At 36.1% G+C, this 23216-nt stretch carries 27 protein-coding genes; 16 read left to right on the top strand and 11 right to left on the bottom strand.

The genetic code is table 11. The annotated features are described in order from the left end of the window. Genes J7604_RS11260 through J7604_RS11250 form a run of 3 tightly spaced genes read right to left on the bottom strand, consistent with a single transcriptional unit; the run spans position 1 to position 2173 of the window. Entirely contained in the window at positions 1-696 is a 696-nt protein-coding gene (locus J7604_RS11260; RefSeq protein ID WP_293895693.1) for an SOS response-associated peptidase, read from the bottom strand. A 32-nt stretch (positions 697-728) separates the two neighbouring features. Beyond that, a complete protein-coding gene (locus J7604_RS11255; protein ID WP_293895690.1) occupies positions 729-1694 on the bottom strand; it encodes an alpha/beta fold hydrolase in 966 nt (321 codons plus the stop codon). Then, positions 1694-2173 carry a YkvA family protein gene (locus J7604_RS11250; protein WP_293895687.1) on the bottom strand — a complete coding sequence of 160 codons (480 nt, stop codon included), beginning with the start codon at positions 2171-2173 and terminating at the stop codon, positions 1694-1696. The genes J7604_RS11255 and J7604_RS11250 overlap by 1 nt, the downstream gene beginning before the upstream one ends. A 171-nt stretch (positions 2174-2344) precedes the next feature. On the opposite strand from J7604_RS11250, the gene hisG reads away from it, so the two are divergent. The 6 genes from hisG (at position 2345) to J7604_RS11220 (ending at position 6676) form a co-directional block, all read left to right on the top strand. After that, entirely contained in the window at positions 2345-3205 is an 861-nt protein-coding gene (hisG, locus tag J7604_RS11245; RefSeq protein WP_293895684.1) for an ATP phosphoribosyltransferase, read from the top strand. A gap of 3 nt (positions 3206-3208) precedes the next feature. Continuing rightward, positions 3209-4489, top strand: a complete 1281-nt coding sequence (gene hisD, locus J7604_RS11240) for a histidinol dehydrogenase (RefSeq protein ID WP_293895682.1) — start codon at positions 3209-3211, stop codon at positions 4487-4489. Positions 4490-4634: 145 nt separating this feature from the next. Beyond that, a complete protein-coding gene (locus J7604_RS11235) occupies positions 4635-5357 on the top strand; it encodes a protein phosphatase 2C domain-containing protein (RefSeq protein WP_293895680.1) in 723 nt (240 codons plus the stop codon). A gap of 46 nt (positions 5358-5403) precedes the next feature. Then, on the top strand, positions 5404-6123 hold the full coding sequence (locus tag J7604_RS11230) for a hypothetical protein (RefSeq protein ID WP_293895677.1): 720 nt from the start codon (positions 5404-5406) through the stop codon (positions 6121-6123). Positions 6124-6191: 68 nt separating this feature from the next. Then, the gene (locus J7604_RS11225) at positions 6192-6434 is read left to right on the top strand and encodes a hypothetical protein (RefSeq protein WP_293895674.1); all 243 of its coding nucleotides are present in this window, start codon (positions 6192-6194) and stop codon (positions 6432-6434) included. Further along, the gene (locus J7604_RS11220) at positions 6407-6676 is read left to right on the top strand and encodes a hypothetical protein (protein ID WP_293895671.1); all 270 of its coding nucleotides are present in this window, start codon (positions 6407-6409) and stop codon (positions 6674-6676) included. Before J7604_RS11225 ends, J7604_RS11220 begins: the two co-directional genes overlap by 28 nt. A 54-nt stretch (positions 6677-6730) precedes the next feature. On the opposite strand, the gene J7604_RS11215 is transcribed toward J7604_RS11220, so the two are convergent. Next, on the bottom strand, positions 6731-8908 hold the full coding sequence (locus J7604_RS11215) for a serine hydrolase (protein ID WP_293895668.1): 2178 nt from the start codon (positions 8906-8908) through the stop codon (positions 6731-6733). Positions 8909-9063: 155 nt separating this feature from the next. Then, complete coding sequence (locus tag J7604_RS11210) at positions 9064-9489, bottom strand: globin family protein (RefSeq protein ID WP_293895666.1); 426 nt, start codon at positions 9487-9489, stop codon at positions 9064-9066. 206 nt (positions 9490-9695) lie between these two features. Between J7604_RS11210 and J7604_RS11205 the strand changes: the two genes are divergently transcribed. Then, a complete protein-coding gene (locus tag J7604_RS11205) occupies positions 9696-10139 on the top strand; it encodes a helix-turn-helix transcriptional regulator (protein WP_293895664.1) in 444 nt (147 codons plus the stop codon). On the opposite strand, the gene J7604_RS11200 is transcribed toward J7604_RS11205, so the two are convergent. Next, complete coding sequence (locus J7604_RS11200; RefSeq protein ID WP_293895662.1) at positions 10140-10547, bottom strand: globin domain-containing protein; 408 nt, start codon at positions 10545-10547, stop codon at positions 10140-10142. A 354-nt stretch (positions 10548-10901) separates the two neighbouring features. On the opposite strand from J7604_RS11200, the gene J7604_RS11195 reads away from it, so the two are divergent. The 3 genes from J7604_RS11195 (at position 10902) to J7604_RS11185 (ending at position 13806) form a co-directional block, all read left to right on the top strand. After that, positions 10902-12287, top strand: coding sequence for a PAS domain S-box protein (locus tag J7604_RS11195; protein WP_293895659.1), 1386 nt, complete (start codon positions 10902-10904; stop codon positions 12285-12287). Positions 12288-12376: 89 nt separating this feature from the next. Further along, a complete protein-coding gene (locus J7604_RS11190) occupies positions 12377-13369 on the top strand; it encodes an isoaspartyl peptidase/L-asparaginase family protein (RefSeq protein WP_293895656.1) in 993 nt (330 codons plus the stop codon). A 50-nt stretch (positions 13370-13419) separates the two neighbouring features. Next, positions 13420-13806 (top strand): energy transducer TonB, encoded by a 387-nt coding sequence (locus J7604_RS11185; RefSeq protein ID WP_293895653.1) that lies wholly within the window; start codon positions 13420-13422, stop codon positions 13804-13806. Here the strand turns inward: J7604_RS11185 and J7604_RS11180 are convergent. The 4 genes from J7604_RS11180 to J7604_RS11165 all read right to left on the bottom strand — a co-directional run bounded on the left by J7604_RS11180 (position 13768) and on the right by J7604_RS11165 (position 17204). Further along, a complete protein-coding gene (locus J7604_RS11180) occupies positions 13768-15321 on the bottom strand; it encodes a glycosyltransferase family 39 protein (protein ID WP_293895650.1) in 1554 nt (517 codons plus the stop codon). The genes J7604_RS11185 and J7604_RS11180 overlap by 39 nt on opposite strands. After that, positions 15322-15966, bottom strand: coding sequence for a YdeI/OmpD-associated family protein (locus J7604_RS11175; RefSeq protein WP_293895647.1), 645 nt, complete (start codon positions 15964-15966; stop codon positions 15322-15324). Positions 15967-15978: 12 nt separating this feature from the next. Beyond that, positions 15979-16863, bottom strand: a complete 885-nt coding sequence (locus J7604_RS11170; RefSeq protein WP_293895644.1) for an AraC family transcriptional regulator — start codon at positions 16861-16863, stop codon at positions 15979-15981. 107 nt (positions 16864-16970) lie between these two features. Next, positions 16971-17204, bottom strand: coding sequence for a hypothetical protein (locus J7604_RS11165; RefSeq protein ID WP_293895641.1), 234 nt, complete (start codon positions 17202-17204; stop codon positions 16971-16973). 232 nt (positions 17205-17436) lie between these two features. Between J7604_RS11165 and hisC the strand changes: the two genes are divergently transcribed. The 6 genes from hisC to hisIE are packed head-to-tail and all read left to right on the top strand — an operon-like array spanning position 17437 to position 22321. Further along, positions 17437-18486: a histidinol-phosphate transaminase gene (gene hisC, locus J7604_RS11160; protein WP_293895638.1), complete on the top strand. Its 1050-nt coding sequence runs from the start codon at positions 17437-17439 to the stop codon at positions 18484-18486. A gap of 24 nt (positions 18487-18510) precedes the next feature. Next, entirely contained in the window at positions 18511-19611 is a 1101-nt protein-coding gene (gene hisB, locus J7604_RS11155; RefSeq protein ID WP_293895635.1) for a bifunctional histidinol-phosphatase/imidazoleglycerol-phosphate dehydratase HisB, read from the top strand. A gap of 57 nt (positions 19612-19668) precedes the next feature. After that, complete coding sequence (gene hisH / locus J7604_RS11150; RefSeq protein ID WP_293895632.1) at positions 19669-20250, top strand: imidazole glycerol phosphate synthase subunit HisH; 582 nt, start codon at positions 19669-19671, stop codon at positions 20248-20250. After that, positions 20247-20966 carry a 1-(5-phosphoribosyl)-5-[(5-phosphoribosylamino)methylideneamino]imidazole-4-carboxamide isomerase gene (gene hisA, locus J7604_RS11145; RefSeq protein ID WP_293895629.1) on the top strand — a complete coding sequence of 240 codons (720 nt, stop codon included), beginning with the start codon at positions 20247-20249 and terminating at the stop codon, positions 20964-20966. The genes hisH and hisA overlap by 4 nt, the downstream gene beginning before the upstream one ends. A 1-nt stretch (position 20967) precedes the next feature. Further along, positions 20968-21723 carry an imidazole glycerol phosphate synthase subunit HisF gene (hisF, locus tag J7604_RS11140; RefSeq protein WP_293895626.1) on the top strand — a complete coding sequence of 252 codons (756 nt, stop codon included), beginning with the start codon at positions 20968-20970 and terminating at the stop codon, positions 21721-21723. Then, positions 21710-22321, top strand: coding sequence for a bifunctional phosphoribosyl-AMP cyclohydrolase/phosphoribosyl-ATP diphosphatase HisIE (gene hisIE / locus J7604_RS11135; RefSeq protein ID WP_293895623.1), 612 nt, complete (start codon positions 21710-21712; stop codon positions 22319-22321). Before hisF ends, hisIE begins: the two co-directional genes overlap by 14 nt. Positions 22322-22396: 75 nt before the next feature. Here the strand turns inward: hisIE and pstB are convergent, their stop codons facing one another. Continuing rightward, positions 22397-23167, bottom strand: a complete 771-nt coding sequence (pstB, locus tag J7604_RS11130; RefSeq protein WP_367113564.1) for a phosphate ABC transporter ATP-binding protein PstB — start codon at positions 23165-23167, stop codon at positions 22397-22399. Positions 23168-23216: the final 49 nt, after the last annotated feature.

The following is a 23216-nucleotide window of genomic DNA, read 5'->3' as shown; positions in this document are numbered from 1 at the left end:
TTATTCAAATAAATTAAAACTTTCACCCGGATAGATTTTGGGCGCCATTTGGATGCACTCCGGAGTATCATACATAGCTGAGTTTACAGCACGATGTGCTTTATAGTAACTCATCTTGTCTGAAGGATAAGGTTTTAATAGCTCAGTAACTTCACTTTCCGATAAGTCCATCTTTATCCATTCTTTTTCTAATTCTTTCGGCAATATTACTGGCATTCTTTCATGTATCTCAGACATCAAAGAATTAGCATTGGTAGTGATAACAGTAAAGGAGTTAATGATATCACCTTTCTTATCTTCCCATGAATCCCAAAGGCCAGCAAACGTAAAAATTTCATCACTGGAAAGCGTGATTCTATGAGGTACTTTTGCTTTACCTGCTTTTTTCCACTCATAAAAACCATCTGCAGGAATCAAGCAGCGATGGCTTTTGATGATTTGTTTGAAAGGACCTTTAGTTAAAATGGTTTCCGATCTGGCATTAATCAGATTGGTAGAAGCAGAATCATCAAGAGACCAATTGGGGATAAGTCCCCATTTCATAAATGAAGTTTCAGTCGGGTTCCTGTTCGTAATGACTGGCAACAATTGTGTTGGTGCAGCATTGAACCGTGGCCTGAATTCATCAGTCACTTTTATATTAAAACGTTTTGCTAATTTTTCTATTGAAGAGGTTAGGGAGTATCTTCCGCACATAAGTTGAGGCGCTCTTTTAAAGCAACAGCAAGTTATAAATAATCAGAGATAAATTCAACGGCTCTTTTCTCAGACCAGTATATACCGCTGATTTTTTTTTCTATAAAACCGACATGCCCACCTTTTTCAGGCATTTCAAGGAATAGATGAGGGTTTTCTTCGGCTTCCTTTACCGGGAAGCAATGAGGAGTTAAAAAAGGATCATTGCAGGCATTTACCAATAATGTAGGAATTCTGATATTTTTCAGATAATAGAGCGAACTGCATTTTTCCCAATATTCAAATGCATTCTTAAATCCGTGTATAGGAGCAGTATACATTTCATCAAACTCCAGAAAATTTCTTATTTTATCGAAGCCTTCAGCACTAATTACCTCAGGCATTATTCTGGATTTTTCTGTAACTTTTTTTTCAAGGCTGTTTAAAAATCTTTTCATATACACATAGCTACTCCAGCCTGCGAGTTTTTTCGCCCCTGAAGCAAGGTGACATGGTACTGAAAAATTAACACTGCAAGTAATCTCTGGTTTGAGATTAATGCCTTGCTCTCCAAGGTATTTGAGGGTGATGTTTCCTCCTATGCTAAAACCAATCAGCGCTACTTTAGAATAGTTTTTCTTTCTGATAGCATGATCAATTACAAAGTGCAAATCTCCTGTTTCTCCGCTATGATAGAATCTGTGTAGCTTATTGATTTCACCGCTGCATCCTCTGTAATTCCAGCTTAAAGTGTCATATCCAAGGGAGTTTAATAGAAAAACCATTCCGAGGATATACTGAGTTTGGGAGTTTCCTTCGAGACCATGAGAAAGAATAATGAGCGTATCAGATCCTTTAAAAGACCAATCCAGATCAAGAAAATCTTGATCTGGTGTGTCTATTCTTTCACGTTGATATTTAATTTTTTCATTCTTCCGAAATAAAGCAGGTATAATCGTTTCCAGGTGTTCTGAAAAAAGAAAATAGGGAGCTTTATACGTAGAATGAATTATTGGCATTAACCGAACAGTGCTGTTTTAGAGTAATTTAGCTTTCTGGATTCATATGCTTGGAATTTTTCAATTTCTTCCGAAGCATATTTCAGGAACCATGCAAATAAAACTAAATCGTCAGCAAATCCCAAAAACGGTAGAAAATCCGGAAATATATCAAACGGAGAAACAAAATATAGGATCACCGCCAGGCCTAGAATTACTTTTACTTTAGGGACATCTGTGTATTCATTTAGCAATGAAGCTCTAATTAGCCTGAACATTGATTTTACTTTACCCCACATTTCCCCGAATGTTCTTTCTGCATTTTGATTGGTAGCTTTGTTATAAGCTACAGTCAGGATTTTATTCAACTCATCAGGGTTTCTAATATAGTATTTTGCTTTCTCCACAAACTTTTCATACTTAGGGGATTTTGAAATTAAGGCTCCCAGCTTGGCCTTGACCAACAATGCATTTATCGATCTCTTTTTTCTTCTTTCCATATGATTAAAGTGTTTCTTGCCCACTAATAATTAAATAATTTTTGAAAAAAAATGTTAAAGAGATAGTTAAATGTATTGATATATAGTTGGTTATGTGTGTTGTAATCTTTCGGGAAAGAATAGGGCTGAACCCATTATTTTTATTTATTTTTGCCAAAAAAAAGTCAATTTATGAGCGAGATTTTACGCCTTGCTGTGCAGAAGTCTGGAAGGCTAAGTGAAGATTCACTAAAACTTATCAAGGAATGTGGGATTGAGTTTAGCAACGGAGGAGGAAAACTAAAATCTACTGCTTCTAATTTCCCTGTTGAATTACTCTTCTTAAGAGATGATGATATTCCGGGATATGTTGCAGATGGTGTAGCAGATATTGGGATCGTTGGCGAAAACGTTTCTGTTGAAAAGAAAAAGAAAGTAGAACTTGTAGAAAAACTTGGCTTTTCTCATTGCAGGTTATCTATTGGGGTACTTAAGACATATGATTATAAGGATGTTAGTAACTTGAATGGATTAAAAATAGCCACTTCTTATCCTAACATACTTTCAGATTTCCTTTTTGAAAATAAAGTAAGAGCATCTATTCATGAAATAAGCGGTTCTGTAGAAATTGCTCCAAGCATTGGCCTTTCTGATGCTGTTTGCGATATCGTGAGTTCCGGAAGCACTCTTATAAGTAATGGATTAAAAGAGGTGGAGGTTGTATTTCGTTCTGAAGCAATACTTATTTCTTGTCCTCAATTATCAGCGGCAAAAAATAAAATCCTGAATGACCTGTTATTCAGAATTCATGCTGTGAAGAATGCGAGAAATACAAAATACATTCTCTTGAATGCTCCTAATCATTCTATCGATAGAATTATTAGTTTACTTCCAGGAGTAAAAAGTCCGACCGTGATGCCACTTGCAGAAGAAGGATGGAGTTCTTTACACTCAGTGGTAAAGGAAAACGAATTCTGGGGAGTAATAGAAAAGCTTAGAGAGGCAGGAGCTGAAGGCATACTTGTAGTACCGATCGAAAAAATTATCAAGTAATTAATGAAAATTATAAAATATCCCGAAACCACTCAGTGGAAAGACCTTTTAAAAAGACCTGTTTTTGAAACAGCCAGTCTGGAAGCTCGAGTTGTTCCTGTTTTGGAGGCTGTAAAGAACGAGGGGGATATTGCATTAAAAAGATTTACATCTCAGTTTGACGGTGTTGATATAGCGGACTTTAAGGTTTCTTCTCTTGAAATAGATGAAGCAAACCTATTGGTTGATGAAGATTTAAAAATCGCTATACGTGCTGCCAGACAAAACATAGAGAAGTTTCACTCTTTTCAGAAGGAGGAAACTAAAGTTGTGGAAACAACTCCAGGAGTGACATGCTGGAGAAAATCAGTGCCTATTCAAAAGGTAGGTTTTTATATTCCAGGTGGTACAGCTCCGTTGTTCTCTACAATTTTGATGTTAGCTATTCCAGCTGATATTGCAGGCTGTGAGCAAAAGGTTCTTTGTACGCCACCAAATAAACATGGAAAAATACACCCTGCAATATTATTTACTGCTAATCTGCTAGGTATAAAGAACATATACAAGATCGGTGGAGCTCAGGCTATTGCTGCAATGGCATATGGTACAGAGACTGTACCTCAGGTGTATAAAATTTTTGGTCCGGGCAATCAGTATGTAACTGCTGCAAAGCAGCTTGTATTTAAAGATGGAGTAGCAATAGATATGCCAGCCGGGCCTTCTGAGGTAGCTGTAGTAGCCGATGACTCTGCAAATCCTGCATTCGTCGCTTCTGATTTGCTTTCACAGGCAGAGCATGGAGTTGATAGCCAGGTGATGCTTTTTACTAAATCAGAAAAGAAAGCTATTGAAGTACTGGAAGAAGTAAAGAAACAGACAGAAGAACTTTCAAGAAAAGGTTTTGCTGAAAAATCTCTTGAGAACAGCAAGTGTATTATTTTGAAGAATGATAAAGAGATCATGCAGATGGTAAATGAATATGCACCTGAGCACCTTATTCTTCAGACTTCCAATGCGGAAGATCTTGCAGGTAAAGTGATTAATGCAGGTTCTGTTTTTATAGGGCATTACACTCCCGAATCTGCTGGTGACTATGCTTCAGGAACTAATCATACGCTTCCTACGAATGGTTATGCAAAGGCGTACTCTGGAGTTTCTGTAGATTCTTTTGTGAAGAAGATCACATTCCAGTCGATAAGTAAGGAAGGTATAAAATGTCTGGGACCTGTTATCGAAACAATGGCAGCAGCAGAAGCACTGGACGCGCATAAGAATGCTGTGTCAGTGAGATTGAAGAGTTTGTAGTTGTAAGAATATTTATAGGGAAGCCTCATAAATGGTGTTTTAGGAAATACTGTTTATGGGGCTTTTTTGTCTGAACCGGGATCCTAAGGGATTAAAGGATAGACAGGATTTTTTTTATTATAATTTTAATTGTTTAATAATATCAATGAGTGCTCTTTTTGACATTTTAGGTTACTCCATCCCAAACCTAGGTAAAGAAAAAAATGGAGATAGCTATATTTTTGAATATCTGGAGGAGGAGCAAATATTAGTAGCAATCGTTGCAGATGGTGTAAGCAAGCAACCCTGCGATTGGTTTGCTTCAGAAACCACTTGTAAAAAGCTTCTGGAGAATTTTAAAAAACTCGAAGGCAACCAAGATATTAACCAAAGATTATTGAGCAGTATATCGGAGACAAATAAGTTCGTGATCAATATTGAAGGAAATTGCAAGAGGATGGCCTCGACACTTTCTGTTATAGCATGGCAGGCTTTTACTAACAAGCTTTACTTCTCCAATATTGGAGATTCCAGGATTTATAGTCTAAAAGACGAGAAGCTGGAGCAACTTACAAAAGACGATTCGATCATTACTAAAGAGAAGGTACTCATGCATGGAGGTCTCAGAGTGATTGATAAGTCGACATTAACAAAAGTTATAGGACAAGACAATATTACAATCAGTATTGCAGAAAAATTACTTGAGGTAGGAGAGATCATTATTCTGGCAACAGACGGATTTTATGATGCCAGAAAAGCAGTTTTTAATAAGATTATGATTGACCTAAGTAAATCGGAAAACTTCAAAGATGGCTTTATAACTGTTATAAATAAGCTGGAGATGCTTAGAGGAGATGATTTGACGGCTATTGTGATGAAAAGAAATTGAAAGCTAATTGTTGGATAAATACAAATTCTATCAAGATAAATTTAATATGTTTCGAAAAATTCTATTCTCTTTTTTACTTGTTTCCATCTTTTGTTTTTCCGCTCAGGCGCAAAGTAAAAATTTAAAGTCTGTATTGCAGCAGCTCAGTATCAAAGAATCAGATTGTTATAAACAACTGGTGGTTGAAAAGTCTATTCCTTATGCCCTAGGTAAATCAGTTTTAATTGTGCCTAAGATAGTGGAACGCGATGGCGATGAATATTTTCTGCTGGATGGTTACATTCTCATAATTGATAGCAATACTGGTAAAATTTTAAATAAATTTTTTGAAAAGGAAGCCTGGACTTCAGATGCAATAGTCTTGAAGGAAATTAAGATTGATTTTGCTCCGTATAAATTAGGCATGAATACGAGAGCTTTTGGGGTTAGAATAAAATTTGAAGGTTCAAGCCGTTATAATCCTTATGTAACGGAAAGCATATCTCTATTTGTTCCCGATGGGAGTGCGCTTAAAAGAGTTTTAAAGAGTGCAGAGGTTTACTCATATCAGGGAGAGTATACCGATAATTGTCTGGGTGAAATCAGTGAAAAAAAGAAGGTTATAATTATCTCTGAAAGCAAGACAAATAATTATAATGATTTGACTATAAAGTCTACTACTAATGTAACAACAATTTCAGGATCCAATGGGGATTGTAAGTACAAGGATATTCCAGGTAAGCCCATAGTTACTATACTTAAATTCAATGGAACAGAATATAAATAACCTTTCACTCAGAAAAACTTTGGAATGTTACGATGAATTTAAATAGTAATATAAGCAAAGTCAGCATAATGCTTATCTTGTTAAACTTTGCCTGTTCTGAGAAGACTCAAACACAAAAGGATGAAGTTGAGTATGTTAAGGAAAGTGCTGAAGTAGCAGAAAAATCAAGAAAGATAGAGTCTAAAGAAATCAGCTTTCAGAAAGATACTTTCAAAGTTGAAGCCGGTAAGGTATTTTTTCAAAAATATCCATCTGATTTTGGTTGGATAGCATTCAAAAAACAATGCCAAACGATGACTGGGGTGAAGTAGTTGCGGATAATGATTATTATCAGGGTTTAACAAGGCAATTTTTGGAGACAAACGGATATAAGGAAATAGATTATACCGATTCTAAGATTCTTCAGTTCCCATTAAAAGATAAACCTACTGATTTTATTAGTACAACGGAGTATTTAAATGAATGGGGAATTTTCATTTCTAACGGTATTGACTCAGTATATTTCTATAATGGCACTGATCCCGAAATAGATTTAAATGGAATTATAAAATGAAAAAAAGGGAAGCTTGAGGCTTCCCTTTTACTGAATAACTCAACCAACTCAAAACTATTCAACAATTACTTTTTGTGTTTCTTTACCTTGCTCTGTCTCAACGTGGAGGATCAATAAGCCTTTCAATTGAGTTTGAATCTTATCGCCTGCCTTGTGAGATTCTCTGTTACCCAGAACATCGGTTACAATGATTGATTTGATATCGGAAGCATTGTTAAAGTTGATGATTCCGTCTGAACTCAATGTCGGGTAAGCAACAACTTTGTTCACAGAAGACACATTCATTGTTGCATCGAAACCTTGATCTGCGGAAGTTACTGCATATTCACGTGTACCCGAGCCGGTATTGTCAAATAAATTTATAGAAGGGTATGATGCAATCGTACTTATGCCGGCATCCATCGCACCTCTGAGAACCCATGAGCAATCGTCGTTTACAGGAGTGTTATTAATGATTACGGAATAGCTTACTCCATTACCTAATTCAACCAGGAATGATCTAGTAGAGCCATGGCAGCCATTGTGTGCTTGCATGCTACCATTTATTATCCAGCCAAATCCATAAGATTGATTATCCACTCCGGAAATAGTTGTCATCGTGTTATGTGTGGTGGTAGATAAAATATCTGAAGGAGATGCAGTACCATCGACTCTGTTTAACAATTTCAGTAAATCTTTTGGACGAGCTACCCAGCCACCAAATGCTCCCCAAAGCTGCAGGTTCATTTTAGTAAGCGGAGAATAAGAAGCCTCACCAGCAACTGGGTTACCATTAGATTGACCAACAAACATGCTTGATCCGATTCCGCATTTGTCAAGAACATTTTGTCTTATATACGTTTCGTATTTTTGTTTGCTTACTTGTTCAATGATTCTTTCAAGAATGAAGAAGTTAGTGTTGGAGTATAGGTAATGTTCACTTGTATCATATACAATTAGATTCGATTCTCCTAAAAGCACTGCCATCGCATCATCAGGTGTCTTGTTAGCATCCCAGAAAACACTTTCTCCATTGCATTGTTTCAATCCGGAAGTATGCCATAATAAATGTCTTACTCTTATGTTGTTAAGTTTTTCTTTGCCTGCAGGAGTAGCGTATTTTGATCCAAGAATGCTTCCAGGTCCAAACACTGCATCATCTTTTGACATCAGTCCTTTTTGTATCAAAGTCATGATTCCGACAGAGGTTACTGATTTCGATATACTCATGATACGCATGCTGTGGTTTGGAGCAAGTTCTTCTCCTGTGGAATTGTTGGCGGTTCCATATCCTTTTGCAAATACCAGTCTTCCGTCTTTAGCGATAGCTAAAGATAAACCTGTTACGCTCTGGCTGCTCATGTATCCGTTTACAGCGTTGTCAATTTTAGCTATTTCGGTTCCTGACCAGCTAGAGTTGGTCCATACGCAATTGAATTTAGCACTGGATCCGGAAGCAAATGCATTTAAGTATTTAGGCCTGTAGCCTTGATAGTAGTAGTTATCAAAAGCATTTTGATAATTCAAAGAACTGATTCCATGTCTTGCTCCCCAAAGAGGAGAAGAGACTTTTTCCCATACTGCTGCATAAAGATCAACTCCATTTTTGTTGTATCCGGTGATGTCTTTTAAAAAGTATCCCTGAGATGTATAAGTATTAAATGAGCTTTGGTATTGAGCAGCTGTAAGGTTATGTTGAGCTAACCAAGCGCCACCGCTGGCCACTTCCCATATAGCAGCAAAGTATTCTGTTCCGTTTACAACATATCCGCTAATATCTTTGAGGCGATACCCCTGAGCTGTATATGTGTTAAAATTTGTTTGGTATTCCGATGCTGTCATATTGTGCTTTGCTACCCAGGCACCGCCTGATTTTATTTCCCATATTGCAGCAAACTGAGGAACATTGTTTACTGTATAGCCGGATATTTTAGTAAGACGATAACCCTGTGCAGTATAAGTATTAAAGGCTGTCTGAAATTCCGATGCAGTCATTGAATGCTGTGTTACATAAGTTCCCCCTGAGACTTTTTCCCATAATGCTATATATTGTTCAGCACCATTTGAAGTATAACCCTCTACTTGTGTAAGTCTGTATCCATTTCCTGTGTTGGTGGTGAAAGCTGATTGATATTCTGCCGGACTCATTCCATGTTTTGAAATCCATGCCTGTGCTGATACCACTCCTGGTACAAGTGTTAAAGCTACACCTGCTTTAGCTAAAAGTTTTGAAAAATTGTATGATGTTTTCATAGTAAAATTTTATGTTTTTGCTTTGGTTATGTTTTTAGTTGTTAAAAATTAATTTGAATTCACCTGCTTAGCAGGACGGTTAATGCTTTATCGAACACTATTGATCAAGGGCTATTATTTGCTTCCATGCTCTCTTGTTTTTAAAGGATTCTTTGTTATTTTTCCTGTAGTATTTTGCTTGCGCCAATCATTGCTGAAGAAAGGATAGCATAAGTTTTTATCCATGAATCTTTAGTCTCAGATGTCCATAGGTCCCCCAGACCTTTCTCAAGTGTCCATAGAAGAGCTTCTCCTACAATTTGATAGTGGTGTTCTTTTACTCCATATTTCACGTGTCTTCCTGCTAGTGCAGCTACTTCATCAATAAGTACATCCAGGTCATCTATTTTTCGGATGATATAATTGAGCATTTGGAATAGTTTTTTGGATTGCTCTTGTACATTGGTATGAGCAAACATGCGTCGAACTTCTGGAGCGATTTCGAAAAGGCGATTATAGAAAAGCGGACCTGCCACATCTTGAATTTTATATGCAGATTCCCAACTTTTCTTTACCAGGGATATTTGAATATTGTTAATCATGTTGTTAATATTTTGTTACAGTGTTGATGTTTTGTTACTGATTGAATGACAAAAATCAATGCTATTGTCGTATTGTGTTACAAAAGTGTAACAAAAATGATTAAAATCAAAATTTTAGTAAAAAAAATATTACAAAAAGTTGTCCACAGTAAATTTTAATTCACAATGTGTAACTATTCTGTTTCAAAAAATGTATATTTGAGTATATGAAGCTTGGGGAACGTATTAAGGCCGTATTTGAAGAAAAAGGTATAAAACTTACCGATTTTGCAGATCAGATAGGAACTGTACGGCAAAATGTATACAGAATTTTTGAGAGAGAATCCCTGGATACGGATCTTTTATACAAAATTTCGGAGGTGCTGGGGCATGATTTTTTCACTTATTATAAAATTCCCGGAACTGCCAATTCAATAGAATTCAATGAAGATATTAGTATTAATGAGTTAGCTTTATTGAAGGATGAGTTGGAATCTGCTAAAAAAGAGATAGAGTATCTGAAAAAGATTGTTAGTATGAGGGAGGAAGAAAAGCAGTTGATGGAAAGCAAATACAAAACCCAGCAGGAGCTTTCAGAAACAATAATAAAACATTTGAGAGAGAAAGAGAAAAGTTATCTCTCCCATATCCAGTCTTTAAATAGAAAATAATTATACCAGAGCACCTTCAAGCATTGCGCTTTGCAATGTCAGATATAGTTGATTCCAGGCCTGCTCAGTTTCAGCATCCCACTTATCTCTTAGATTTTCAGCCAGTGCGGCAATCAAGGCATTCTGAACAGTTTTATAAGCACTTTCAGGGGTTTTATAAAATTTATGCCTCCTCCCAAGTTCCCTGGCTTCTGATATTACATATTCAAGATTGTCAAGTTTGAAAGCAAAAAATGTAATCATTGATGTGAATTTTCTTGCTTGTTCAATTGGATCAGTGGTAAAGTATTTTTTTAGACCAGGGTCTTTTTCAAAAAGAATCGTATAAAAAGACTGACCTACTGAATCTCCTGATGATATTACCTCTCCCCAGGTTGACTTAATTAAACTAATCTGATTTGAATTCATAAAAATGATTTTGTCAAATCAAATATAAGCAAATGAAAAGAATACTTTCAAGCCCTCTTTTTGATTGTTTTTGCCTGCATATCATTTACTTAAAAAATAGTTGTTGCTAAAGGAATATATTTGAATCAAAAATGTGACAAGTAAATTCCTTTAGAAGGATAAGACGTCTAATCAAATTGACTAAAATTTATGTACGAGCTAAAAGGGATTAGAGGCTTTTTCCTAACATTAACCAATGGTCAAGGTTAGTATTATATAGTTATTTTTAGGTAATTAATTTTATCACGCTTGAATGCTGAAGAGGGTAGTATTGCTAAATGATAATGGATGTAATGGTGCTTTAAATAAAGCAAAATGGAAGGTCAAGAACAATCGATAGAAACCTTTGAAATTTTAAAAGCAATTCTGGATAATTCTCCTGAGAGTATAGTCTTGATTTCTCCTGAGCATAAAGTATTAGCTTTTAATAAGGTCATTAAAGAGATTTTAAAATTATTTTTTAATAGAGAAATAAAGGAGGGAGACGACTTTAGAGATTTTGTAGCACCTGGATCACAGGAATTATATCAAACTACTTTCAAAAGGTCAATTATGGGAACGAATGAGATAGTAGTACATCAAACTACAGCAGAAAATAATTCATTCTGGTTTGAATTTAAAATGAATCCAGTTTACAGCCAGGCAGGGATACTTTTAGGAATTACTCTTACTGCCAAAAACATCGATAAGGAAAAGCGAATGCAGATGGAGATCGAAAACCTGGCAGAAATGTTTGAGGCAATTGTAGAAAATGCAAGCGAATCTATATTGCTGTTTGATAGAGAACACAAGATCTTAATGTTTAATAAAACAGCAAAAGATAGACTATATTTTTATACAGGTAAGGAAATTTGCATAGGAGCAGACTTTAAGGATTACTTAAATGAATCTAATATAAATAGTTTTTTGGTAGCCTTCGAAAAGGCTCTTAAAGGATATAGGAGTGGCGCAGAACGTGATTTAAATGAGGAATATAATATAGATCTTTGGGTGCTTTCAAAAATGTTTCCGGTATACAGACGTAGTGGAGAACTATTGGGAGTGTCTCTTTTTACAATTGATATTACGGAAAGAAAGCAAGCAGAGATTGCAATGGCCGAAAGTGAAGAGAAGTTCAGAAAGATATTGGAATCAGTACCTCTGGCAATTTTGATTTTGGATAAAGATTTAAAAATAAGAATTGCCAATTATGCTACAGAGGAAGTTTTTGATTACTCTCCCGAAGAATTGGAGGAAAAGAGTGTTGAAATACTAGTTCCTGAGCGTTTTAGAGCTCTTCATCTTCAAAATTTAAAACAATACATAGAGAGACCTTCTTCATATGGATTAAGAACTAAGAGGCTTACAACAGCTCTTAAAAGGGGAAGGAAAGAAATGATTGCTGAAGTAAATTTCAATATTGTTCAGATAAAAAATGAGGATTTTATTTTGTTAATCATTCAGAATGTAACAGACAGGATTAGGGCAGAGCAAAAAAATCTCAATCAACTAAGGAGATTGGAAACAATTGCATGGCAGCAATCTCATGAAGTACGTCGACCGGTTGCAAATATATTAGGGTTAGTTAATACTTTAAAAAAAGAGGATCTCAAAGACTTTGAGAAAGAGATGTCTCTAGATTATCTTTTTGAAATGACAGAAGAGTTGGATTCAATCATCAGGAAAATAGTCCAATATGCCAGCAATTCACACCACGGATAAGAGTAAATAATAATCTTGTTCAATTACTTTCTTACTCTCCAAATCAATTCCTTCAAAAAAAAGTTCTCATTAAGTTCGAAAGCTGACTTATGAAAATTACCTTCTATGTTTTACTTTTATTTACACCTGTTCTAATCAATATGGAAAACGTGCAGACTGCAACACCAAATGGAAAAATCGTTTTACTTATTCATGGGGGAGCAGGCAATTTTAAAGAGTCTGACCTTGGCCCGGATCAACAAAAGATTTATGAAAAGTATCTGCGTGAAGCAGTTGAAGAAGGTTACAAAATTCTTGAAGTAGGTGGTTCTGCCCTTGATGCAGTAGAAGCTTCGGTTAAGTTTATGGAAGATGCACCTCTATTTAATGCTGGTAAAGGATCAGTATTGAATAAAGAAGGTCATGTAGAAATGGATGCTTCCATTATGTCTGGCAAAGACCTGAAAGCAGGGGCTGTCGCAGTGGTGAGGCATGTTAAAAACCCGATATCAGCAGCAAAGATAGTTATGGAAAAATCAAGTCATGTTATGTTGGCAGGAAATGGTGCTGATGAATTTGCCCAATCTATGGGACTGGAGATGAAAGATGAAAGCTATTTCATTACTTCTTCTTCATTGGAACAATGGAAAAAAGCAAATGAATTGATTCCAGAACCTAAAGATATTAATAAGCACGGGACTGTCGGCGCAGTAGCACTTGATCAAAATGGAAACCTGGCTGCTGCCACTTCAACTGGAGGAATCTTAAATAAACTGCCTGGCAGAGTAGGTGATTCACCAATAATAGGAGCAGGAACCTATGCAGACAATAATACTTGTGCAGTATCTGCCACTGGACATGGTGAATATTTTATAAGACTAACAGTAGCCCGATCAATTGCTGCCTTGGTGGAGTATAAAATGATTCCTCTTGAACAGGCTGTCAATGAGGTTGTTCATAATAGGCTTTCTAAGTTAGGGGGAAATGGAGGAGTTATAGCAGTAGATAAAAACGGAAATTTTTCAATAGACCACAATACTACCGGAATGTTCAGAGCCTGGAAAACAGAAAAAAAATGTGAAGTAAGATTTTTTAAAGAGTAGCAACCACTTGTGGTTCCTAAACGTATTAATAGGGTTATAAAATAATAGATATGCTTAAATTCGTATTTACAGCCTCATTCTTAGTGTTTTGCTCTCTTGTTTCATTTGGTCAGACTACCAATAAGAACTTTGCAGTCAGTCAGACAAAAGAAACTTCCTATGTAAATGGAGAGGATGATTTATATAGTTTTATCTTTAAGCATTTGAAATATTCAGAAGAAGCTAAAGCTAAAAAAATCGAAGGTGAAGTAATGGTCTCTTTTTTCGTAGAGAAAGATAGTTCTATCTCAAGTATAAAAATACTCAGAGATATGGGTTATGGTTGCGGAGACAGTATCAGAGCCCTTTTCAAAACTATTAAGTATGTACCCGCTCAGGAGAATGGTGTTGCAGTGAGATCAAATGTGATGGTCAATATTCCTGTCAGAAGTCATTAATGTTTTTTCTAATAATACTTTTCCAAAAAGAAGCTTTCTGTTGAATACCTGATTATATATCATATACATCAATAAAGCAGAAAGAATGAAATAATATGTTCTGTTTCCTGGGATAAATTTGCGAAGTATAAAATCAATAAGAATAGAAAGGCTTATAAAAAAGAAAACTATCTGAAATACATATACTCTGTAGGGTGCTAATATCTTCATATAATAACATACAATCAATGGAATAAAGGCTGTAATTAACATCCAGGTCATCCATAGTTGTATGTTTTTATTTTTTGATTGGAAGAGTAGCCAAACGTAACATCCGAATACAATAAAAACTCCAATATATTTTCTGTTCCCAAAAGGAACCCTGTCTGCCATAGCTTCAAAATATTCCAGGATATAAATTCTAAACCAATAATTGAATCCAAAATCCCATGGAATCATAGGCTTTAACCACTTAGATTTAGTGAGTGCTTCTAGCCCGGATATGCCTATAACAGGGAGATAGAGAATGAAGACTCCTGTAATGGTAAGGCAGAATGCTTTTATTAATGGAAATAATTGGTTGAAATTTCTTTCTTTTAAAAGTATAACAAATGCAAAGACACATAGAGCAATGAAGAAATATAAATAGGTAGGAACTGTGTAAAAACCTAATGCAGAAAAGATTACCAGGCATGTCAGGTATTCCTTCTTGTTTTGTTTAAGGTAACCTATCATACTCAATAAAGACGATAATGCGAACAAGCTGCACAGCAAGTGCCCTCTTCCTACAATAGAGTACACACATATTTCAGCGGCTGCGCCTGTCATAACCATTGCAAGTAAAGCAGTTTTAAAATTGAAAAGCCTGTTCATGCTAAAGAAGATAAGAACCTCTAATAACAAGCCTTGTATAAAAACGGGAAGCTTCATGCAGAAAGCCGGATGTGCATACAGCTTATATAAAAAGGATGAGATAAGATTGAATAATATATGATTATTGGTATCTGGATAATAAGTTATACAAACAACAGGTCCTTGGGCCACAAAGTAGTTATAAGACCATATTTCATCAAGGTGTATCCCGTTTAACGTTTTGAGATTTATAAGTCTAATTACTATTATCACTAAAAAGAATGCATAGAAAATGTACTTTTCTTTTGATGAGATTTTTGTAAAAGAGTGTATTGTAAGTTGTAATTGATTCTTTATAAATGCAAGGAATAGCTGGGCTTGGGTTAATAGCTTTTTAGTATGTACCCATAAAAAGATTGATAAAATTGTAATGGGGATTATAGAAACAGCAGAAGCTATTTTGAGTATTTCAAATCTTTCGGGCGTAAAATATATTTTATGGTATTCCCTTGCTTCAAATGGAAATTTAAAGGCAGTAGGTTTTAACCAAGTAACCATTGTTTGATAATCTGCAAAAGTAATTATGGTGATTATTAAACATGCGAAGAGAAAGAATAAGATTATGAAAGCTCTGAAAGTCGGGATGACGAACTTATGCTGAGGAGTCTGAATTGTTGTGCTCATCTATTGGAAAGAGGTCTTAAGGAGCTTTTCTAGAGCCTGTTCCAGTCTTTTGGTTCTTGTTTCTTCCTTTTTAGCACTTATAATCCAAAGGACGAATTCTTTTTTGTGTGTAAAAGAAAGATTTTCAAATGTGGCTTTAGCCGCTTTATTCTTATTCAATAACTTTTTTAGATCATCCGGAACTGTAACAACTCTTTTTACAAGATCAATATATTGATCTTCTTCTGCATTAGCTCGCTTTGCTTTATTTTTTATTTCTTCCAAAGGTTTAAATCTCATTGCAGACCACATATCATCCAGAGAAATAAGGCTTACACCAGTAAGTCCAGCTTTATTTACTACCTCCCATCCTTTGTCACGTGAGATATCTGTTTTAATTTTCGATGTTCCTTTTGGATAAGCGATCCAGACCAGGCCATTTGGTTTTACAGCATTTTTAAGATTTTCAAAATGTTTATTTAGATCAGAGATGTTAGACGCAAAAAGAAGTACAGCATCAGCAGTTTGTTTTCCTGCCTTTTTTATCTGTTCAGCGTTTTCAGGGAGCGGAAGTAAAAGATCTTTGAGGTTATCAGGTTGATTGATGACTAGTACTTTAAAATCATTTTTAATTCCCAGCTTTTTGGTGATTGCATTTATTTCCATGATGAGAAAAAGTTATTTTTTACCTGAAAGATTTCTGAACTCCGCAGGGCTTTGTCCTGTAAGCTTTCTAAAATACTTTGAGAAATAAGACTGATCTGAAAAATTAAGTTGAAAAGCAATTTCAGAAACAGTCAATTCTGAGTATATAAGAAGACGCTTTATTTCTACCAGCAATTTTTCATTAATAAGATCAGTAGAGGTTCTTCCCGTTAGTTGCTTTACTGTCTCGCTTAGATGATTTGGGGTAACAGCAAGATGTTCAGCATAATCTTTAACAGAAAGATTATCTTGATATTTCTCTTCAATCAGCTGCTTGAATTTTTTTACAAGAAGCCTTCCTTTATTCATTTTATCTCCTGCATTCTGAGGATAAAGTCTTTTGCAGTGAATCAAAAGGATGTCGAGTAGTGCTCCAATAAGATCCGGAGAATCTTCGAAGTTCTTTTCTCTTTCTGCAATGGCTTGCACGAAAATATCACTGAATGTCTTCACTTCTTCAGTTTTATTAATGTACAAAGGTGGAGATCCTGGTGCCAGTGGGTAGAAGAAGGGCAATTCAAGGAGTTTATTCTGATCTGTTTTGTTTATGAGGTAAAACTCAGATGTGAAAAGAAATATATATCCTGAAATATCTTCAGAAAGATCCAGATCGTGAATTTGTCCTGGCGATAAGAAGAAAATACTGCCGGGCTTTATTTCGTATTCAAAGAAGTCAATGGTATGTTTTCCTGATCCTTTTGTGATAAAAAGGATTTCGTAAAAGTCGTGTCTGTGCGGATATTGTACTTTAAAATCTCTGTTTTTATCAAAGATTTCTATCTGGAAATAAGTGTGATGACCGCTTCTTTTAAAGCGGTCAATACTATAAACGGGTATATTATTTCCAGGTGAATGCATTTCTAGGTCATAGTTCTACGCTCAACTGAAAACCTCAGAATGAAGTGCTTCAGAAAAGGGAGATTAGAAGAGGGAGTAATCCTTTTAGAACTTTTGGAAATGCTGATTTAAAGCTTCACTATGTTGTTGATATCCTGAATTCTAAGCATATTCTTGTGAATTCTTTCAGATTCAGTAGGGTCAATATCAACTTCAATCAGGCAAATAGCTAATCCAGCTTCCTGAACCCTATAGTTCAGACTGTTCACCATCATTCCTCTTTTACGGATTGGCAATAAAATCCTGTCAATTGTTTCTGGTGTATGTTTGCACTCGATTTGCCAGCAGAATGTCTCTTTCATCAGTAGTGTGTTAGGTTTGTATAATTCTGATTAGGTCTCAAAAGTTCCTAAATCACATTTTAATTAAAAGTAAAGATATTAAGTAATCCGGTCAACGACAAATTATAGCTGAGGGAATGTGCAATTTTAGAGGCTGGAAATTTGTTGTCACAGGGTGAAAAATCTTATAAAAATTACAAATTCTTATTAAATAAAAAGCTAATTTGCAACTCTTAATAAATTTAGTACTACATTGTTCAGCTTAGATAAACTCCTTAGGGAGAACATAAAGAACGCCAAACCATATTCCTCTGCCAGAGACGAATACAAAGGAAAAGAAGGAATATTCCTAGATGCAAATGAAAATCCTTACGGATCTGCTGCTGCAGGCGATTTCAACAGATACCCTGATCCTCTCCAATGGGAAATAAAAGAGATTCTTTCTAAAATTAAAAGGGTAGAACCTGAAAAGATTTTCCTTGGAAATGGCAGCGATGAACCGATTGATCTCATTATCAGAATGGTTTGCCGCCCAGGGAAAGACAATATCATCATATTACCTCCGACTTATGGTATGTATGAAGTATCTGCTGCTATTTCTGATGTGGAAATCAGGCAGGTACCTCTTACTGAAGACTATCAGCTAAGAACAGAAGAAATTCTTAACGCAGTAGATGAGAATACTAAAATTATTTTCATTTGCTCACCGAATAATCCGACCGGAAACATCATGAATAAAAAGGATGTGGAGAAAATTCTAAAAGGGTTTAATGGAATTGTAGTGGTAGATGAAGCATATATAGATTTTGCACCCTCTACATCTATGCTCAGTGAACTTGATCAGTATCCAAATCTTATAGTTCTTCAGACGCTCTCCAAAGCCTGGGGAATGGCTGGCCTAAGATTAGGTATGGCATTCGCTTCAAAGGAGATCATCAGTGTTTACAATAAAATCAAATATCCTTATAACATCAACATTGCTACTCAGCAATTTGTGAAAGTGGGGTTAATGAATATTCTGAACAAGGAAAAAATGGTAGCACAGATCCTTGAACAGCGTGAGAAGCTTGGTGAGGAATTGAATAAACTTCCTTTTGTATCAAAAGTGTATCCTTCAGATGCCAATTTCTTGCTGGTGAAAATGGATAAAGCTCCAAAGATTTTTGAATTTTTAATCGGTAATAAAATCATCACAAGAGACAGATCTAAAGTGAGGTTGTGTGAAGACAGCATCAGAATTTCTGTTGGTACCGAAAAGGAAAATGAAGCTTTGATTAAGAAGCTTTCAGAGTGGAAGGGATAATTAAAGAGAGAGCATTAGTTTAAAATGAAGAAGAAGATTTTATTCATAGATAGAGACGGAACTATTATCGTTGAACCACCCGTAGATAAACAGGTTGATTCCCTCGAAAAGCTTGAATTCTTACCGAAGGCAATTACAAGCCTTGCAAGAATCGCCAACGAGATGGATTACTTACTTGTTATGGTTACCAATCAGGATGGGCTAGGTACGTCTTCTTTTCCTGAGAACACCTTTTGGCCTGCTCAGGATAAAATGGTTAAAACACTGGAAGGGGAAGGTGTTGCATTTCATGCAGTGCATATAGACAAGTCTTTCGACCATGAAAATCTTCCGACAAGGAAGCCTGGCATCGCGATGCTTACAGAGTATTTTGGAGAAGGTTATGATCTATCAGAATCCTTTGTAATAGGCGACAGGCAAACAGATATACAACTAGCGAAAAATCTGGGTACAAAGGCTATTTATTTTTCTTCAAATACAAATGATGAGGCTGTTTTAAGTACAGATAATTGGGATGAAATTTATTGGTTTCTGAAAAAACAGAATAGCAGAACAGCCAGCATCAGAAGGACAACTAAAGAGACAGATATAGAGATTTTTCTGAACCTTGACGGAACAGGAAAAACTGAAATTCATACAGGGCTTGGTTTCTTTGACCATATGCTGGATCAGCTTGGTAAACATTCCGGCGCAGATCTTAAAGTAAAGGTGGCCGGCGACCTGCATATTGACGAACATCATACCATTGAAGATACTGCTCTTGCTTTAGGTGAAGCTTACCTTAAAGCATTGGGAGATAAAAGAGGGATAGAACGTTATGGCTTTTTATTGCCCATGGATGATGTGCTGGCGCAAGTTGCAATCGATTTTTCAGGAAGAAACTGGTTGGTTTGGGATGCTTCATTTAAAAGAGAAAAAATCGGAGATATGCCAACTGAAATGTTCTACCATTTCTTCAAATCTTTCTCTGATACTTCCAAAGCCAACATCAACATTAAAGTTGAAGGAGATAACGAGCATCATAAAATAGAAGCTATATTCAAAGCCTTCGCAAAGTCCATTAAAATGGCAGTGCGCAGAGATTTTAACAATAATCAGATACCTAGTACCAAGGGGATACTTTAGAGCTTCGGTTTCGTGTCCCCTAAGAGGAGCGGAATTGCAAACTCAAAATTCAAAAAAGTGAAAGTTGCTATTATAAAATACAATGCTGGAAATACTCAATCTGTAAGTTATGCGCTGAACAGGCTAGGGGTAGATCCTATTATCACAGATGAGCCGGAATTGCTGAAAGCTGCAGATAAAGTCATTTTTCCTGGAGTTGGAGAGGCAAGTACTGCAATGACTTATCTGAAACAAAGAAATCTTGACAAGCTCATTCCTGAATTTAAGCAACCATTTCTTGGAATATGCCTTGGCCTTCAGTTGATGTGTCAGCATAGTGAAGAGAATGACGTTGAATGTCTGAAAGTATTTCCAATGAGCGTAAAGAGATTCCCTCCGAAAGACAAAGTACCTCACATGGGATGGAACTCTATTTCAAATCTGAAAGATCCTTTGTTCAAAGGGGTAAATGAAGGAGAGTTTGTTTACTTTGTTCATAGCTACTATGCAGAATTGTCGGAATATACTATAGCTCAGTCCGAATATATATTGCCATTCAGTGCTTCTATCAATAAAGATAATTTCTACGCTGTTCAGTTTCACACTGAGAAAAGCGGAAATACAGGAGAAAAAATACTTAAAAACTTCCTTTCATTATGATTGAAATAATACCAGCCATTGACCTGATAGATGGAAAGTGCGTAAGACTGGTTCAAGGCGATTTTGATAAAAAAACTGAGTACCACAGCAACCCACTGGAAGTCGCAAAAAGATTTGAAGATGCCGGAATAAAGAGACTTCACGTGGTTGACCTTGATGGCGCTCGTCAGAAAAAGGTGGTTAACCATAAGGTACTTGAAGAAATTTGCACCAATACGTCATTGCATGTTGACTTTGGTGGAGGAATCCAGTCCCAAGAAGATATAAAGATAGCTTTCAACGCAGGAGCCAAGCAAGTTACAGGTGGAAGTATCGCAATTAAGAATCCAGAGCTTTTTAAAAGCTGGTTGAAAAACTATGGAGGAGAGAAAATTATTCTTGGTGCAGATGTGAAGAATAAAATGATTGCTGTGAGCGGATGGCAGGAGGTTACTGCTACTTCTTTATTTGACTTCACAGGAGAGTATTCTGCTTTAGGTGCAAAATATCTTTTCTGCACCGATGTGTCCAAAGATGGGTTGCTTGCTGGTCCGTCATTTGAGTTGTATAACGAGATCAGAAATAAATTTCCTAAACTAAAGCTTATTGCCAGCGGCGGAGTAACAACCATTGAAGACATTGCAAAATTGAATGAAATGGGAGTTTATGCCGCAATCATAGGAAAAGCTTATTACGAAGGAAGAATAAAACTTGAAGACCTAAAAAGGTTTTTATAAGATGCTTACAAAAAGAATTATTCCTTGTCTTGATGTAAAAGATGGGAAAACCGTAAAAGGCGTAAATTTCGAAAACCTGAGAGATGCCGGAGATCCTGTTGAACTGGGACAACTTTATGCTGAGCAGGGCGCAGATGAACTGGTATTTCTGGATATTACTGCTACTCTTGAAAAAAGAAAAACACTTGTAGAACTGGTTAGGCGTGTAGCACAGAATGTGAATATCCCTTTTACCGTTGGTGGGGGGATATCAAGTATTGAAGATGTTTCTGCAATATTGAATGCAGGAGCAGAGAAAGTTTCTATCAATTCTTCAGCAGTAAAGGACCCGGGGCTTATCGACAAGCTTGCACTTGAGTTTGGCAGTCAGGCTGTAGTTGTTGCGATTGATACAAAATTATATGAAAATCAATCAAAGGTGCATACACATGGAGGCAAGAAGCCAACAGAGATAGACACCTTTCTTTGGGCTAAAGAAGCAGAAAACAGAGGAGCGGGAGAAATCCTTCTGACTTCAATGGATCATGATGGCACCAAAGCAGGTTTTGCAGACGAACTTACAGCAAAACTTTCATCTTCACTTTCTATTCCGGTAATTGCTTCCGGGGGAGCAGGTTCAATGAAAGACTTTGTAAATATATTCACAGAAGGAAAGGCAGATGCAGCACTTGCTGCAAGTATTTTCCACTTTAAGGAAATATCTGTACCTGAGTTGAAACAATACCTAAAAGATCACAAAATCAATGTCAGAATTTGAGTTAAAGAATGTAGATTTTGGAAAGAATAATGGACTGGTACCAGCTATTATTCAGGACGAGGTTACACAGAAAGTGCTTATGCTGGGCTATATGAATCAGGAAGCACTTGATAAAACATTACAAGAAAAGAAAGTTACTTTTTTCAGCAGGACGAAAAACAGACTTTGGACTAAAGGAGAAACCTCTGGCCATTTTTTGTATTTGAAAAGTATTGCGCTTGATTGTGATCAGGATTCATTGCTAATTAAAGTGACTCCTGACGGGCCTACCTGTCATACCGGAACTGATACATGCTGGAACGAAGAAAATCATGGTAAGATCTATTTTCTTCAGCAACTGAGTGAGGTTATCAAAAGCAGGAAAAATAATCCTGACGGGAAGTCATATACAAGCTCATTATTTGCAAAAGGCACTAATAAAGTAGCACAGAAAGTTGGCGAAGAAGCAGTAGAGTTAGTGATTGAAGCTATGGATAATAATGATGAGTTATTTAAAAATGAGGCCGCAGATCTCCTATTTCACCTTCTGGTACTCCTTGAACAAAAGAATATCGGATTAGATGAAGTACTTGATGTGCTGATTAAAAGACATAAATAAAAGTCATAATAATTAGTAGGAAAATTAATTAGCAGGGAAGTCCCGACAAAGTCATTTATGCTTTGTCGGGACTTTTTAGCTTATTATACCTTTAATATAGTCTGAAGTCCTCTTGTCTTTCGGATGTTCCAGCACTTGTTCTGCTGGGCCATGTTCAATAATTTCGCCGAGATACATAAATATAATGTAGTCGGCTATACGTATAGCCTGTCTAAGTATGTGGGTTACCATTACAATAGTATACTTATTTTTAAACTCTACAAATTTTTCTTCAATGTGAGCACTAGAAATGGGATCCAGCGCAGATGTTGGTTCATCTCCAAGAATAATTTCCGGTTTCACTGCAAGACCTCTTGCAAGACAAAGCCTTTGTTGTTGTCCTATTGATAGTCCTGATGCTGGAGTATAAAGTCTGTCCTTGACTTCATCCCACAAACTAGCTTCCTTCAGGTAATATTCAACGATCTGATTAAGTTCTGATTTTTTCCTTGTACCATGTATTCTTGGCCCGTATGCTACATTATCAAAAATTGACATAGGTAAAGGATAAGGTCGCTGAGACAAAAGTCCCATTTTTTTTCTGATATTAATCACATCCGCATGAGGGTCAAATATGTCTTCTCCATTTAACATTACTTTACCTGTAACTTTAGTTCCGTCAATGGAATCAATCAAACGGTTAAAGCATTTAAGCAAAGTTGTTTTTCCGCATCCTGAAGGACCGATGATTGCCGTGATTTTTTTTGCTGGTAAGGTAATGTTAATATCCTTGAGAGCATGTCTGTCTCCATAGTGGACATTTAACCCCTCCACACAAATATTACCTTCGGCACAAACGTCAGTCATTAGCGGAATGAATATTTCAGTTGCCTTTTTCATCTGTCTCAAATTTTAA

Source organism: Sporocytophaga sp. (genome assembly GCF_017745095.1).
Classification (GTDB): Bacteria; Bacteroidota; Bacteroidia; order Cytophagales; family Cytophagaceae; genus Sporocytophaga.
This window is presented reverse-complemented; position numbering and strand designations above follow the sequence as displayed.